This window comes from Streptomyces viridosporus (genome assembly GCF_002078235.1).
Classification (GTDB): Bacteria; Actinomycetota; Actinomycetes; order Streptomycetales; family Streptomycetaceae; genus Streptomyces; species Streptomyces viridosporus.
In genome coordinates this window covers 1-13,694 of sequence record NZ_MSGP01000334.1, presented here as the reverse complement: position 1 = coordinate 13,694, position 13,694 = coordinate 1, and the positions used below count along the sequence as shown (strand labels likewise).

General features: G+C 70.5%; 13 protein-coding genes, 1 pseudogene and 2 riboswitches. Of the genes and pseudogenes, 10 read left to right on the top strand and 4 right to left on the bottom strand.

Going from position 1 to position 13,694, the window contains the following annotated elements:
- From B7L92_RS23290 to gcvT, 3 genes and pseudogenes are all read right to left on the bottom strand, one after another.
- Window positions 1–462: pseudogene (locus tag B7L92_RS23290) on the bottom strand (serine hydroxymethyltransferase); the annotation flags it as partial.
- A gap of 14 nt (window positions 463–476) precedes the next feature.
- Complete coding sequence (gcvH, locus tag B7L92_RS23285; protein ID WP_004983210.1) at window positions 477–854, bottom strand: glycine cleavage system protein GcvH; 378 nt, start codon at window positions 852–854, stop codon at window positions 477–479.
- Window positions 855–980: 126 nt separating this feature from the next.
- On the bottom strand, window positions 981–2,147 hold the full coding sequence (gene gcvT, locus B7L92_RS23280; protein WP_081239391.1) for a glycine cleavage system aminomethyltransferase GcvT: 1,167 nt from the start codon (window positions 2,145–2,147) through the stop codon (window positions 981–983).
- Window positions 2,148–2,251: 104 nt separating this feature from the next.
- Window positions 2,252–2,377, bottom strand: a riboswitch (glycine riboswitch).
- A riboswitch (glycine riboswitch) is annotated at window positions 2,378–2,478 on the bottom strand.
- Between the two features lie 222 nt (window positions 2,479–2,700).
- Between gcvT and B7L92_RS23275 the strand changes: the two genes are divergently transcribed.
- The 9 genes from B7L92_RS23275 to B7L92_RS23235 all read left to right on the top strand — a co-directional run bounded on the left by B7L92_RS23275 (window position 2,701) and on the right by B7L92_RS23235 (window position 12,626).
- Entirely contained in the window at window positions 2,701–3,369 is a 669-nt protein-coding gene (locus B7L92_RS23275) for an AAA family ATPase (protein ID WP_081239390.1), read from the top strand.
- 67 nt (window positions 3,370–3,436) lie between these two features.
- Entirely contained in the window at window positions 3,437–4,207 is a 771-nt protein-coding gene (locus tag B7L92_RS23270; protein ID WP_081239389.1) for an enhanced serine sensitivity protein SseB, read from the top strand.
- Window positions 4,208–4,348: 141 nt separating this feature from the next.
- Complete coding sequence (locus tag B7L92_RS23265; protein WP_255311102.1) at window positions 4,349–5,137, top strand: enhanced serine sensitivity protein SseB C-terminal domain-containing protein; 789 nt, start codon at window positions 4,349–4,351, stop codon at window positions 5,135–5,137.
- 427 nt (window positions 5,138–5,564) lie between these two features.
- On the top strand, window positions 5,565–7,235 hold the full coding sequence (locus B7L92_RS23260; RefSeq protein WP_081239388.1) for an ABC transporter substrate-binding protein: 1,671 nt from the start codon (window positions 5,565–5,567) through the stop codon (window positions 7,233–7,235).
- 114 nt (window positions 7,236–7,349) lie between these two features.
- Entirely contained in the window at window positions 7,350–8,354 is a 1,005-nt protein-coding gene (locus B7L92_RS23255) for an ABC transporter permease (protein ID WP_081239387.1), read from the top strand.
- Window position 8,355: 1 nt separating this feature from the next.
- Complete coding sequence (locus B7L92_RS23250; protein WP_081239386.1) at window positions 8,356–9,315, top strand: ABC transporter permease; 960 nt, start codon at window positions 8,356–8,358, stop codon at window positions 9,313–9,315.
- Between the two features lie 6 nt (window positions 9,316–9,321).
- Window positions 9,322–10,833: an ABC transporter ATP-binding protein gene (locus tag B7L92_RS23245; protein WP_081239385.1), complete on the top strand. Its 1,512-nt coding sequence runs from the start codon at window positions 9,322–9,324 to the stop codon at window positions 10,831–10,833.
- A gap of 122 nt (window positions 10,834–10,955) precedes the next feature.
- On the top strand, window positions 10,956–11,615 hold the full coding sequence (locus B7L92_RS23240; RefSeq protein ID WP_081239384.1) for a trimeric intracellular cation channel family protein: 660 nt from the start codon (window positions 10,956–10,958) through the stop codon (window positions 11,613–11,615).
- A gap of 150 nt (window positions 11,616–11,765) precedes the next feature.
- Window positions 11,766–12,626, top strand: a complete 861-nt coding sequence (locus tag B7L92_RS23235) for a thioesterase family protein (RefSeq protein ID WP_081239383.1) — start codon at window positions 11,766–11,768, stop codon at window positions 12,624–12,626.
- Window positions 12,627–12,712: 86 nt separating this feature from the next.
- On the opposite strand, the gene B7L92_RS23230 is transcribed toward B7L92_RS23235, so the two are convergent.
- Complete coding sequence (locus B7L92_RS23230) at window positions 12,713–13,375, bottom strand: TetR family transcriptional regulator (RefSeq protein WP_081239382.1); 663 nt, start codon at window positions 13,373–13,375, stop codon at window positions 12,713–12,715.
- 113 nt (window positions 13,376–13,488) lie between these two features.
- On the opposite strand from B7L92_RS23230, the gene B7L92_RS39660 reads away from it, so the two are divergent.
- Complete coding sequence (locus tag B7L92_RS39660; RefSeq protein WP_107501580.1) at window positions 13,489–13,656, top strand: hypothetical protein; 168 nt, start codon at window positions 13,489–13,491, stop codon at window positions 13,654–13,656.
- Window positions 13,657–13,694 lie beyond the last annotated feature (38 nt).

The following is a 13,694-nucleotide window of genomic DNA, read 5'->3' as shown; positions in this document are numbered from 1 at the left end:
AAGCTGTACGACGTCGTCGCCGACGTGGTAGGCGACGACGTCGTACAGCTTGCCGGAGAAGTTGATCTTCATGCCGTGGGTCAGGTGCCCGCCGTGCGCGAGGTTCAGGCCCATGATCGTGTCACCGGGCTTGAGCAGCGCGAACATCGCGGCGGCGTTGGCCTGCGCGCCCGAGTGCGGCTGCACGTTGGCGTGCTCGGCGCCGAAGAGCTCCTTGACGCGGTCGATGGCGATCTGCTCGATCACGTCGACGTGCTCGCAGCCGCCGTAGTAGCGGCGGCCGGGGTAGCCCTCGGCGTACTTGTTGGTGAGGACCGAGCCCTGGGCCTCCATGACCGCGACCGGGGCGAAGTTCTCCGAGGCGATCATCTCGAGGGTGGACTGCTGGCGGTGCAGCTCGGCGTCGACCGCCGCGGCGACGGCCGGGTCGAGCTCGTGCAGGGGCGTGTTCAGAAGGGACATGCGGCGACGACTCCTCAGCCGGCGATGTGGGCGTCGTACTCGGCGGCGGTCAGCAGGTCGGCCGGCTCGTCGGTGATGCGCACCTTGAACAGCCAGCCGCCCTCGAAGGGGGCCGAGTTCACCAGCGACGGGTCGTTCACCACGTCCTCGTTGATCTCGGTGACCTCGCCGGAGACCGGGCAGTACAGGTCGCTGACCGACTTGGTCGACTCCAGCTCGCCGCAGGTCTCGCCCGCGGTCACGCTGTCACCGACCTCGGGGAGCTGGACGAAGACGACGTCGCCGAGCGCGTTGGCCGCGTGCTCGGTGATGCCGATCGTCGACACGCCGTCCTCGGCGGCCGACAGCCACTCGTGCTCCTTGCTGTAACGCAGCTGCTGGGGGTTGCTCATGGCCTGGATTCTCCTGTACGCGGTGGGACTGCTGGTGAGGGGGGCGGACAGCGGGGAGCACGCGTGAGCGGGTACGGAGTACCCGGCCGCACCCGTGGACGGCTGTCCGGAAACGCTACGACGGTGTCACTTCTGCCGCTTGTAGAACGGCAGCGCCACGACCTCGTACGGCTCCTGGCTGCCGCGGATGTCCACGGTGACGCCCGCGGTGCCCGGCGCCGCGTGGGCCGCGTCGACGTACGCCATCGCGATCGGCTTGCCCAGCGTCGGGGAGGGCGCGCCGGAGGTGACCTCGCCGATCACCTCGCCGCCGGCGACGACCGCGTACCCGGCGCGTGGGACCCGGCGGCCCTCGGCGACCAGGCCGACCAGGACGCGCGGCGGGTTCTGCTCGGTGCGGGCGGCGGCCTCGGCCAGCGCGGCGCGGCCGACGAAGTCGCCCTCCTTCTCGAACTTCACCACCCGGCCGAAACCGGCGTCGAAGGGCGTCAGGGAGGTGCTCAGCTCGTTCCCGTACAGCGGCATGCCCGCCTCCAGGCGCAGCGTGTCGCGGCAGGAGAGCCCGCACGGGACCAGACCGGCTCCCGCGCCCGCCTCGGTCAGCGCCTGCCACAGCCCGACCGCGTGCTCCGGCTTCACGAACAGCTCGAAGCCGTCCTCGCCGGTGTAGCCGGTACGGGCGATGAGCGCGGGGACGCCGGCGACGGTGCCGGGCAGACCGGAGTAGTACTTCAGGCCCTCCAGGTCGGTGATGGGGGCACCTCCCTGGTCGAGCGAAGCCGAGAGCTTGGGGGACAGGCCCTTCAGGATCCCCGCGGACTCGGGGCCCTGCACGGCGAGCAGCGCGTAGGCGTCGCGGTCGTCGCGCACCTCGGCGTCGAAGCCGGCCGAGCGCTCCACGAGGGCGTCCAGCACCGCCTGGGCGTTGGAGGCGTTGGCGACCACCAGGTACTCGGGGGCCTCGGCCTCGCCGAGCCGGTAGACGATCAGGTCGTCCAGGATGCCGCCGTCCTCGCGGCAGATCATGGTGTAGCGGGCACGGCCGGGCTTGATGCTGCCGATGTTGCCGACCAGGGCGTGGTCGAGGAGCGCGGCCGCCTGCGGGCCGGTGACGGTGATCTCGCCCATGTGCGAGAGGTCGAAGAGACCGGCCCTAGTGCGCACGGCGTTGTGCTCGTCGCGCTCGGAGCCGTAGCGCAGGGGCATGTCCCAGCCGGCGAAGTCGGTCATCGTCGCGCCGAGCGAGCGGTGCAGCTCATCGAGCGCGGTCCGGCGGAGTTCGGTACTGCTCATCGGTCGGTCTCCCAGGGAGATGGGGTCCCCCGCGCCGGGGGCCCCTGCTCGAGCGAGGTCGAGAGCTCGGGGGAGAAGCCGGACATGGGGGTGGGCGAGGACGATCCTCCCCATCTGTCATCGGAACCTGAGAGGTTCGCCATGACCGCCCGCACAGGGGAGGAGTCACGGCTTGCACCTTGGGTGGAGCCGCCGGAGCACTGCAGCGGCGGCCCGCTTTTCAGATGTGCCTCGCCCGCGCGGTATCGGGGCCTGAGAGATTCAAGGGAGGAACTTGCTCCTTCGGCGCCCCGGCGGCACACGGTGCCGGGGACTCTCCCGCGCGGATTCAAACGGCCGGTATGCAGTTGGCGCGCCCATCATTGCACGCATCCCCGGGGCACGGCAGGGGGACCTTCACCGGGTATGCACAGCGTGCGCGGTCCGTCACAGTGGGCTGTGACGGGGCTGTTTCGGGACACGGACGGAAACGGGAGGCTCGGGGATTACCTTCTCTTTACACTCGGCGGGGATGAGGACCGGCGTGCCCGGCCCCCAGGGGAGGACGATCACGGTGAACAGGACCACGGCGTGCGCCACCACCACGGGCGTCGCGCTGCCCGAACAGCCGGACGCTTCGGCCCCGGGGCCCCGCGGCGCGCTGCCCGCGCCGGTCGTCCAGGACCTGCGCGGGCGCGCCGGTGACAGCCCGCGCGCCCTGCTCTTCGGGCCCCACGACCTCGTCGTGGTCACCGGCCTGCCCGGCAGCGGCAAGTCCACCCTGATGCGGCGCACGGTGCGCGGCGCCCGTGTGGACTCCCAGGACACCCGCGACCTCTGGGAGCGCCGTATGCCGCGCTTCCTGCCGTACGCCGCCTACCGCCCGCTGGTCCGCCTCGCCCACTACGCCGGGCTGCACAAGGCCCTGCGCACGGGCGGGGGAGTCGTCGTGCACGACTGCGGCACGCAGGCGTGGGTGCGCCGCTGGCTGGCCCGCGAGGCCCGGCGCCGGGGCTCGCGCCTGCATCTGCTGCTCCTGGACGTCCCCCCGCAGCAGGCCCTGGCCGGCCAGCGGGAGCGGGGCCGGGGCGTCTCCCGGTACGCGTTCCTGCGGCACCGCGCGGCGAGCGGCCGGCTGCTGCGGGCGGTGGAGCGGGGCGAGGTGCCGGCCGGCTGCGGCTCGGCGGTCCTGGTCGACCGGGACGCGGCGAACGCGCTGCGCCACATCGGCTTCACGGGCTGACCGGCCGCGGCGCGGCAGCGGTTAGCCTTTTGAGCCACAGCAGTGGTTCCAGGCAGGCGGTAGGCAGATGGACTTCCCGGCGCAGACACAACCCCACCCGCATGGCGGATGGCCAGGAAACGAGCTGGAGGAGGTGCTCTCCGCCTCCCTCGGCGTCCCCTCGGCGGGCAGCCGGATCGTCGAGGTGCTGGGCCGCAGCTTCGTCTGGGTCCCCCTCCCCAACGGCGGCGGTCCGGACAGCGGCCCGCTCGACCTGCCCACGATGGAGGTCGACGGTCAGGCCTACGTCCCGGTGTTCAGCTCCGAGGAGCAGTTCCGCCGGGTCGTCGGCTCCCACATGGCGTACACCGTCGCGCCGGCCGTGGAGTTCGCGCGCGGTCTGCCGCCGCAGGCCGGGATCGCGGTGAACCCCGGCGGTGTGGTGGGCATCCCGCTGCCGCCGCCCGCCGTGGCCGAGCTGTGCCGGGCCGGGCACACCCCGCTGGACGGCTCGGCGGGCGGGGGCCGGGTCCGGCTGTTCGAGCCCGACTGGCAGGACGACCCGGTGGACTTCCTCTCCGCGGCCTCGGCGGAGTTCGAGACCCTCGGCGTGGTGGCCACCGCCCGCCGCTGCCTCGCCGCGATCGAGACGGACGACCCGGTGCTGTTCGTCGGCGTGGAGCTGTCCCGGTGGGACGAGGGGGACCTGCGGGCCCTGCCGTTGGACGCGCTCGGCCGCGCGCTGGGCCGGACGGCGGTGAAGTGGCCGGTGAGCCTGGTCCTGCTGGACGTGGCGCAGGACCCGGTGGGCGACTGGATGCGCGACCGGGTCCGCCCCTTCTACCAGCGCGTCCCGTGACCCTGCCCGGAGCCGTCCCGTCCGTCCGCCCGCCCTCACCGGTGGTCCGTCCGCGTGCCGCACGGGCAGCGGTCACCGGGCGGCGGGCGGCTTAAGCTAGGTTCATTGGCCGGCGAGGTGTTGACGGAGGGGCGATACAAAGTGAGCGCTGGCACCGCGGCGGCCGGGCAGGTCGAGCACATGCTGCGCCAGGTGACGCCCGGGCGTTACGACGCCTACGAGGCGTTGCTGCGCGCGCTCGCGACCCCCTCCACCGGTCAGGTCTGGATGCTGCTCTGGCACGGCCAGGCCGGTTCCCCGGACGCCCAGTACGGGAACATGGAGGTGGACGGCTTCGGCTACGCGCCCTGCGTCACCTCCGCCCAGGAGCTGTCGGCCAGCGGCTGGAACCGGTCCTACGAGGTCGTCGACGGGCTCGACGTGGCCCGCGCGCTCTACCCCGACCGCTACGGACTCTGGCTCAATCCGCACGCCCCGGGCGGTGGAGTGGGCATCCCCTGGCTGGATCTGCGCCGCATCGCCACCGGTCTGGACCGCCAGCCCGCCGGGCCGCTCAGGCTGTCCGAACCCGGCATCGAGATCCCGCAGTTCTACGCCCTGCTCGCGCAGAACGCCCACCGCACCCCGGCCGTCCGCGCGCTGCGCCGCGCCTGGGTGCAGCCCGCGCTGGGCGCGCCCTACCTCACCATCGGCCTCGACGTGTACGACACCTCCCCGCCGTCCGTCGACGCGGTGCGCGCCATGATGCAGCAGTCCCTCGGGGCCGTCCCGGACGGGCTGCCCGTGTCGACCGTCGCGATGTCCGACGAGCACGACCCGGTCGTGATGTGGCTGCGGGCCAACTCCCGGCCGTTCTACGACCGCGAGGCGCACGGCGTCGTGCCACCCGCCGCCCCGGGCTACGGCTACCCGCCCGCGCACCGGCACTGACCGGGAAACGTCCTCGAAAGGCCCGGTGCGGTCGACCGCACCGGGCCTTCGTCGTGCTGACGCAGCGTCACCGTGTCCACGATGTGGACAGGGGTGCCGGTGAGGGGCCCACCTCGTCGCCCGAGGTTGATTTCACGTCAGATTTTCGGCCATGCGCACGCAGCTACTTCCCGCTGACCGCCTGTCACCTGCGGTTTCACCCGTCCTTCACGCTGTTCGGCGCCTTCTGAGCGGCCCCTGGAGCGGCGCCCCATGTGTCGAACGGGTTAACTCCTCGCGAAAGGACGCCTGAAGAGTCCCTTATGTCAAGTGTTCAGATCTCAGGTAGGTATCACCGCTATCCGGACTGTTCCTGACTCCCTGCGAACGTCTGTAGTGTTCGGCCGGTCAAGATGCATCCACATAGCGGACCCGGAGTGGCCCCAGTATGCGCATATTCAAGCCCCGAGCCGCTCGGGCGATCACGGCCGCGGTCGCGGTCGGTCTGATCGCCACGGGCTGCGCCAGCGAGCGGGACAGCGACAACGAGAGCGGCGGCAAGAAGGACACCTTCGTCTTCGCCGGTGCAGGCGACCCGGCCTCACTGGACCCTGCCCTCGCGAGCGACGGTGAAACCTTCCGTGTGACGCGTCAGGCGTTCGAGGCCCTCATCGAGCACGAGTCGGGCGGCACCGAGCTGACCGGCGGCCTCGCGGAGACCTGGTCGAGCAACGACGAGGGCACGGTCTGGACCTTCAACCTCCGCAAGGGCGTGAAGTTCCACGACGGCGAGACGCTCGACGCCGAGGCCGTCTGCGCCAACTACGACCACTGGTTCAACTGGAAGGGCACCTACCAGTCCATCGCGGTCTCCTACTACTGGCAGACCATCATGGGCGGCTTCGCGAAGAACGAGGACAAGGAGGCGCCCGAGGCGAACTACAAGTCCTGCACCGCGAAGGACGAGAACACCGCCGTCATCGAGGTCAAGGAGCCCTCCGCCAACCTCCCCGGCGGCTTCTCCCTCAACGCCCTGGCGATCCACTCGCCGAAGGCGATCAAGGAGTACGAGAAGCAGGAGGCGACCGCCAAGGGCGACGCCATCACGTACCCCAAGTACAGCCAGGAGGCCGGCACGGTCGCCGGCACCGGCCCGTACAAGATCGTCAAGTGGAACAAGGGCAACAAGGAAGTCACCCTCGAGCGCTTCGACGACTACTGGGGCGACAAGGCGAAGATCAAGAACCTGGTCTTCCGCACCATCGACACCGAGGAGGGCCGCCGCCAGGCGCTCCAGGGCGGTGACATCGACGGCTACGACTTCGTCGCCCCGGCCGACGTCCAGACCCTCGAGAAGCAGGGCTACAACGTCCCGACCCGTGGCGTCTTCAACCTCTTCTACGTGGGCATGAGCCAGGGGGCCAACAAGGCGCTCAAGAAGAAGGAAGTCCGCCAGGCCATCGCGCACTCGATCGACCGGGAGAACCTGGTCAAGACCCAGCTGCCCGAGGGCGGCAAGGTCGCGGACCAGTTCATGCCCGACACGATCCAGGGCTACTCCGAGAAGGTCACGAAGTACCCGTACGACACCGCCAAGGCCAAGGGCCTCCTCAAGAAGGCCGGTGAGGAGAAGCTCGAGATCGAGTTCTGCTACCCGACCGAGGTCACCCGCCCGTACATGCCTGCCCCGCAGGACCTGTTCGAGCTGATGAAGGCCGACCTGGAGAAGTCCGGCATCACCGTCAAGCCCAAGGCCATGAAGTGGGCCCCGGACTACCTCGACGCCACCGAGGCGGGCTCCTGCGCCCTGCACATGCTCGGCTGGACCGGTGACTTCAACGACGGCTTCAACTTCATCGGCACCTGGTTCTCCGGGTACGAAAAGCAGTGGGGCTTCAAGGACAAGAAGGTCTTCGACGCCGTGAACGCCGGCTCGAAGATGGGCAAGGCCGAGGAGCGCACCGCCGCCTACCAGAAGGCCAACGAGGTCATCATGGACTACCTGCCGGGCCTCCCGATCTCGTCCTCCCCGCCGGCCGTCGCCTTCGGCAAGAACGTGAACCCGCCGAACGTCTCCCCGCTGACGCAGGAAATCTTCTCCGAGACCTCCTTCAAGTAAGCGCGTCACGCGTCAACGGCAGAAAACCAAAAACGGGGGTCCGCCCGGCCGTCGCAACTCGGCGGCCGGGCGGGTCCGTTCATGTAAGACACACGCAAGAAAGGGGCAAGCGGGGTGCTGCGTCTCGTCGTACGAAGACTGCTCCAGCTCATACCCACGCTGCTCGGCCTGTCGGTTCTGCTCTTCCTGTGGCTCGACCGGCTGCCCGGCGGACCCGCCTCAGCGATCCTGGGGGAGAGGGCCACCGATGCCGAAGTGGCGCGCATCAACCGTGCGCTCGGGCTGGATCAGCCCGTCTACGTCCAGTACTGGCGCTTCCTCAAGCGCATCTTCCAGGGCGACCTGGGGACCTCCGTCCAGACCGGGCAGCCCGTGCTGGACGAGTTCGTCCTGAGGTTCCCGGCGACGGTGGAGCTGTCCCTGCTGGCCATGCTCATCGCCGTGGTGGTCGGTATCCCCCTCGGCTACCTCGCCGCCCGCAAGCGCGGCGGCTGGCTCGACGTCGGCGCGGTCTCCGGCTCGCTCGTCGGCATCTGCATCCCGGTCTTCTTCCTCGGCCTGATCCTCAAGGAAGTCCTGGCCGTGAAGCTCGGCCTCTTCCCCACCTACGGACGCCTGGACACCGGCCTCAACGCCACCGAGGTGACCGGCTTCGCCGTGCTGGACGGCCTGCTCACCGGCGAGTTCGACGCCTCCTGGGACGCGATCCACCACCTGGTCCTGCCGGCCGTCACCCTCGCCTCCATCCCGCTCGCGGTCATCGTGCGCATGACCCGCGCCAGCGTGCTCGAGGTCCAGGACGAGGACTACGTCCGCACCGCGGAGGCCAAGGGCCTCAAGCGCAACGTCGTGCGCGGTCGGCACGTGCTGCGCAACGCCCTGCTGCCCGTGATCACCTCGGTGGGTCTGCTCACCGGCTCCCTGCTGTCCGGCGCGGTCCTCACCGAGGCCGTGTTCTCCTTCAACGGCATCGGCAACTTCATCAAGACGTCGATCGACGGACGTGACTACCCGGTGCTCGTCGGGTTCATCATGTTCATCGCGATGGTGTACGTCCTGATCAACCTGCTGGTGGACGTGGCGTACAGCATCATCGACCCGAGAGTGCGGGTGCACTGACATGACTGTCGCCACCAAGACCGAGAAGATCCAGCGCCTCGCGGAACTGACGGCCGTCACCGAGACCAGCACCGGCGCCAGCCTCTGGCGGGAGGCCTTCCGCCGCCTGAGGTCCAGCAAGATGGCGATCGTCGGTGCCGTCATCATCGTCGCGTTCGTCGTCATCGCGATCGTCGGACCGTTCCTGGCCCCCTACTCGCCGAGCGCCCAGACCTGGCGGAGCGAGGTCTTCCCCAACCAGGGCAAGTTCGTCGGGGCGCGCGACGGCAACTGGTTCGGCCTCGACCACCTCGGCCGCGACCTGTTCTCCCGGATGCTGGTCGGTGCCCGCCAGACCCTGCTCGTCGGCATCGTCGCCACCCTGATCGGCCTGGTCGCCGGCTTCCTGATCGGCATCGTCTCCGGAGCCGCGGCCACCCTCGGCGGCGAGACCGGACGACGCGTCGACTCCGCCATCATGCGCTTCATCGACATGATGCTGGCGCTGCCCTCGCTGCTGCTGGCCGTCTCCATCGCCGCCGTCATGGGCCAGTCGCTGACCACCGTGATGATCGCCGTGGGTGTGGTCCAGGTGCCGGTGTTCGCCCGGCTGCTGCGCGGCGCCATGCTGGCGCAGGGGGGCGCGGACTACGTGCTCGCGGCCCAGTCCCTGGGCGTGCGCAAGCGGCGCATCGTGCTCTCGCAGATCCTCCCCAACTCGCTCAGCCCGGTGATCGTGCAGGCCACGCTCTCCCTGGCCACCGCGATCATCGAGGCGGCCGCGCTGTCCTACCTGGGCCTGGGCAACCCCGACCCGGCGATCCCCGAGTGGGGCGTCATGCTCGCCCAGGCGCAGCGCTTCTTCAGCTACGCCCCCGCGATGGCGGTCTACCCCGCCATCGGCATCATCATCACCGCCCTCGGCTTCACCCTCCTCGGCGAGGCCATGCGGGAAGCCCTCGACCCGAAGCTGAGGGGCTGAACCACCATGTCTCTGCTCACTGTCGACGAACTGACCGTCACCTTCGGCGGCCGCGGCCGCAAGGAGTCCCGGGCGGTCGACGGCATCTCCTTCGAGGTCGACCAGGGCCAGGTCGTGGGCCTGGTCGGCGAGTCCGGCTGCGGGAAGACCACCCTGGGGCGGTCGGTGCTGCGGCTGGTGGACATCACCGAGGGCTCGGTCGTCCTCGACGGCACCGACCTGGCGAAGCTGCCCGGCGAGGAGATGCGCCGCTTCCGGCGCCGGCTCCAGATGGTCTTCCAGGACCCGCTGGGCTCGCTCAACCCCCGGCAGAACATCGAGTCGATCCTGAGCGAGGGCATGGTCGCCCACGGCATCGGCAAGGACCAGGAGGAGCGCCGGGAGAAGATCAAGGCGATCCTGGAGCGGGTCGGCCTGCCCTCCAACGCGCTCTCCCGCTACCCGCACGAGTTCTCCGGCGGTCAGCGCCAGCGCATCGGCATCGCCCGCGCGCTCGTCCTCGAACCGGACGTGATCATCTGCGACGAGCCGGTCTCCGCGCTCGACGTGTCGATCCAGGCCCAGGTCATCAACCTGCTGGAGGAACTCCAGGAGGAGCTCGGCCTGACCTACGTGGTGATCGCCCACGACCTCGCGGTGGTCCGGCACATCTCCGACACGATCGGCGTGATGTACCTGGGCTCGCTGGTCGAGGAGGCGCCGAGCGACGCCCTCTACGCCGAGCCGAAGCACCCGTACACCAAGGCCCTGATGTCGGCCGTGCCGGTGCCGGACCCGGAGGTGGAGGACCGCCGCGAGCGCATCCTGCTCACCGGTGACCTGCCCTCGCCGGCGAACCCGCCCAGCGGCTGCCGTTTCCACACCCGCTGCCCCTGGGCCCAGGCCGAGCGGTGCTCGACCGAACGGCCCCAGCTGCGGGACGTCGGCGGTGGCCACCGGGTGGCCTGCCACTACGCCGAGGAGATCGCGGCCGGGACGCTGCAGCGGACCACGGGCGAGATCGTGGCGGCGACGCGCGAGGGAGTGGAGGACAACCCGGTCTCCGAGGAGACCGGAACGGCGACGGTGCCGGAGCAGCCCGGGCCGCCGGAGCTGGAGAAGGAGACCGGGTCGGCGGAGAAGGCCGAGAAGGTCGAGGCCGCGGAGAAGGCGGAGACCTCGGAGGAGGCCGCGTCTTCGGAGGAGGCCGAGCCTTCGGGAGAGACCGAGAAGGCCGGGACTCCGGAGGAAACCCCGGAAGCCGGGGAAGCCGTGAAGGCGGAGACCCCGGAGAAGACCGAGTCTTCGGAGGAGGTCGAGAAGGCTGAGACTCCGGAGAAGGTCGAGGAAGCCGGGGAAGCCGGGGAAGCCGTGAAGGCGGAGACTCCGGAGAATATCGCGTCTTCGGAGGAGATCGCGTCTTCGGAGGAGACCGAGGAAGCCGAGAAGACGGAGACCTCGGAGAAGACCGAGAAGACCGAGAAGGCTGAGAAGGCTGAGAAGGCCGAGAAGGCCAAGAAGGCCGAGGAGGCCGTGTAGTCGGTCGCCAAGTCTCCGCCGGAGCCCGGGACTTCGCCCGATCGGTTCCCGGACGGCAAGCTCACACCGCCCCTCGCCTTGCTTTGCAAGGCGAGGGGTTCTTGCTGGGTGAGAATGTAAGGGTGCTCCAGCAACTGTTCAGCCCGTCCGTCCTGCATGTGCTCGACCTGATCGGCATCTTCGTCTTCGCGATCTCCGGCGCCCTGCTGGCCGTACGCAAGAACCTCGACGTCTTCGGCATGGCCGTGCTCGCCGAGGTCACCGGCCTGGGCGGCGGGCTCTTCCGCGACCTGGTCATCGGCGCCGTGCCGCCCGCCGCCTTCACGGACCTGGGGTACTTCCTCACCCCGCTGCTCGCCACGGTCCTGGTCTTCTTCCTCCACCCGCACGTGGAGCGCATCCAGGCCGCCGTCAACGTCTTCGACGCGGCCGGCCTCGGGCTGTTCTGCGTCGTCGGCACGACCAAGGCGTACGACTACGGGCTCGGCCTCACCGCCTCCGCCTGTCTGGGCCTGGCCACCGCGGTGGGCGGCGGCGTGCTGCGCGACGTGCTCGCCAACGAGGTGCCCTCGCTGCTGCGCTGGGACCGTGACCTGTACGCGGTCCCGGCCATGGTCGGCGCCGCCATGGTCGCGCTGTTCCTCCGCTACGACGCGCTGAACGCGATGACCAGCGGCCTCGCCGCAGCCACGACCTTCGTGCTGCGGCTGCTCGCACTGCACTACCACTGGCGGGCGCCCCGCGCGTGGCAGCGGCGTTCGGCGGTCCGGGACGAGGAGTAGGGCCTCGGGGACACGGCCGGGTTGCGGAGGAACGGGTCCCGGCGGGGCTCGTGTCCGAATGCCGGACGGCCGACGGGAGATCGGCCACATTCCGACCTCCCGATCCGAGCAAAGCTACCGCTTAGTATTTTCCTCTTGTACTGTGCACCCATGCCAGAAGCAGCCTCCGCCCCGGCCGTCCGGGCCATGATCGGCGCCAGTGAGTTCGACCGCGACACCGCGGTGACGCCGCGCGCGCCCGGCGTCTACGACATCGACCTCTCCGCCGGCTGGACGATCATCAGCGCCGTCAACGGCGGCTACCTGCTGGCCGTCCTGGGCCGCGCGCTCGCGGACGCCCTGCCGCACCCCGACCCGTTCACCCTCTCGGCGCACTACCTGACGGCCTCCCAGCCGGGCCCGGCGGTCGTGCGCACCGAGACCGTGCGCACCGGACGGACCCTGTCGACCGGTCAGGCGTCCCTGTTCCAGCGGGACGAGCAGGGCCGGGAGGTCGAGCGCATCCGCGTCCTCGCCTCCTACGGCGACCTGGACTCCCTCCCCGACGACGTCCGTACGGCGGCCCGACCGCCCGTGATCCCTCCGATGGAGCAGTGCTTCGGCCCCGAGGACGGACCCACCCCCATCGACGGCAGCTCCGCCATCGCCGACCGGCTGATGCTCAAGCTCGACCCGTCGACCCTGGGCTGGGCGCTCGGGAAGCCCTCCGGCAAGGGGGAGATGCGGGCCTGGTTCGGGCTCGCCGACGGCCGCGACCCCGATCCCCTCTCGCTGCTCCTCGCGGTGGACGCGCTGCCGCCGACCGCCTTCGAGCTCGGGCTCTCCGGCTGGGTCCCCACCGTGGAGCTGACGGTGCACGTGCGCTGCCGTCCCGCGCCGGGCCCGCTGCGCGTGTCGATCGCCACTCGCAACCTGGCCGGCGGCTTCCTGGAGGAGGACGCCGAGGTCTGGGACAGCGCCGACCGGCTGGTGGCCCAGTCCCGCCAGCTCGCGCGCGTACGGCTGGGCTGAGCCGCACGCCTTCGGTCCACCACCGCGACGCCTGCCCACGACGGCCGCCCCGCTCACGGGGCGGCCGTCGTCATGGAGTGCCGTCGTCATGGGGTGCCGCGGTCGCCCTCGGCCGGCCCGTCGAGCCAGTGCCGGCGGCCGATGCCGATCAACCGCAGCCGACGGGCCGCCAGCCGCGTCACGCGCTCCCGCTCCGGCGGACCCGCCTCCGTCTCCAGCGCCTCCAGGAAGAGCGAGGCCGTGGCGAGCATCTGGTCGACGTAGAGCTGGGCCAGCATCAGCCGGTCGTCCTCGCTCCAGCCCGCGGAGACCGGGTCGTCGGCCAGCGCCTCCCCGACCTCCTCGGCGAACCGGGCGAGTTGCTCGCGTATCGCCTCCCGGACCGGTCGGACCCCGCCGTGCCGCTCCCGGATGATGAACCGGACGTGTGCGGGGTACGCGTCCACATGAGCGGCGATCAGCGCGACGGCCCGCGCGATGCGTTCCTCGCCGTCGCCGGCCGTGGACACCGTCGTCCGGATCGTCGGGTGCAGGCTGTCCAGCGCCTCCTCGACCAGCGCCACGCCCAGGTCCGCGACGGAGCGGAAGTGCCGGTAGAAGGCGGTCGGGGCGACCCCCACGGCACGGGTCACCTCACGCAGGCCCAGACTGCTCAGGTTCTGCCCCTCGAGCAGCTCCAGGGCCGCGTCGAGGAGTGCCCGCCGGGTCTTCTGCTTCTGGGCCTGCCGGATGCCGAGGGTGTGACTCATGCCATGCAGTCAACAACTGTTCTCCGGAATGGGGAAGCCGTGACGGGTACTAGTCTGGGTGGTCAGTGAACAACTGTCATCGCAACCGTTCACCGAAAGGTGGGATCCGACTCATGCTGTTCCTGGTCGCCACCCTTCTGCTGCTGGGCGTGCTCCTGGGCACCGTGGCCCACGCGCCGCTCTCCTTCTCCGTCGCCGTGGGCGCCGTCATCGCCGTCTGGCTCGGCGTCTTCGCCCTGCGCGAGCGCCACGGCCGCGGACGCGGCAGCTCGGCGCACTGAGGCTCCGCAGGGCCGCCCCTCCGCCCGACCCCTCCGAC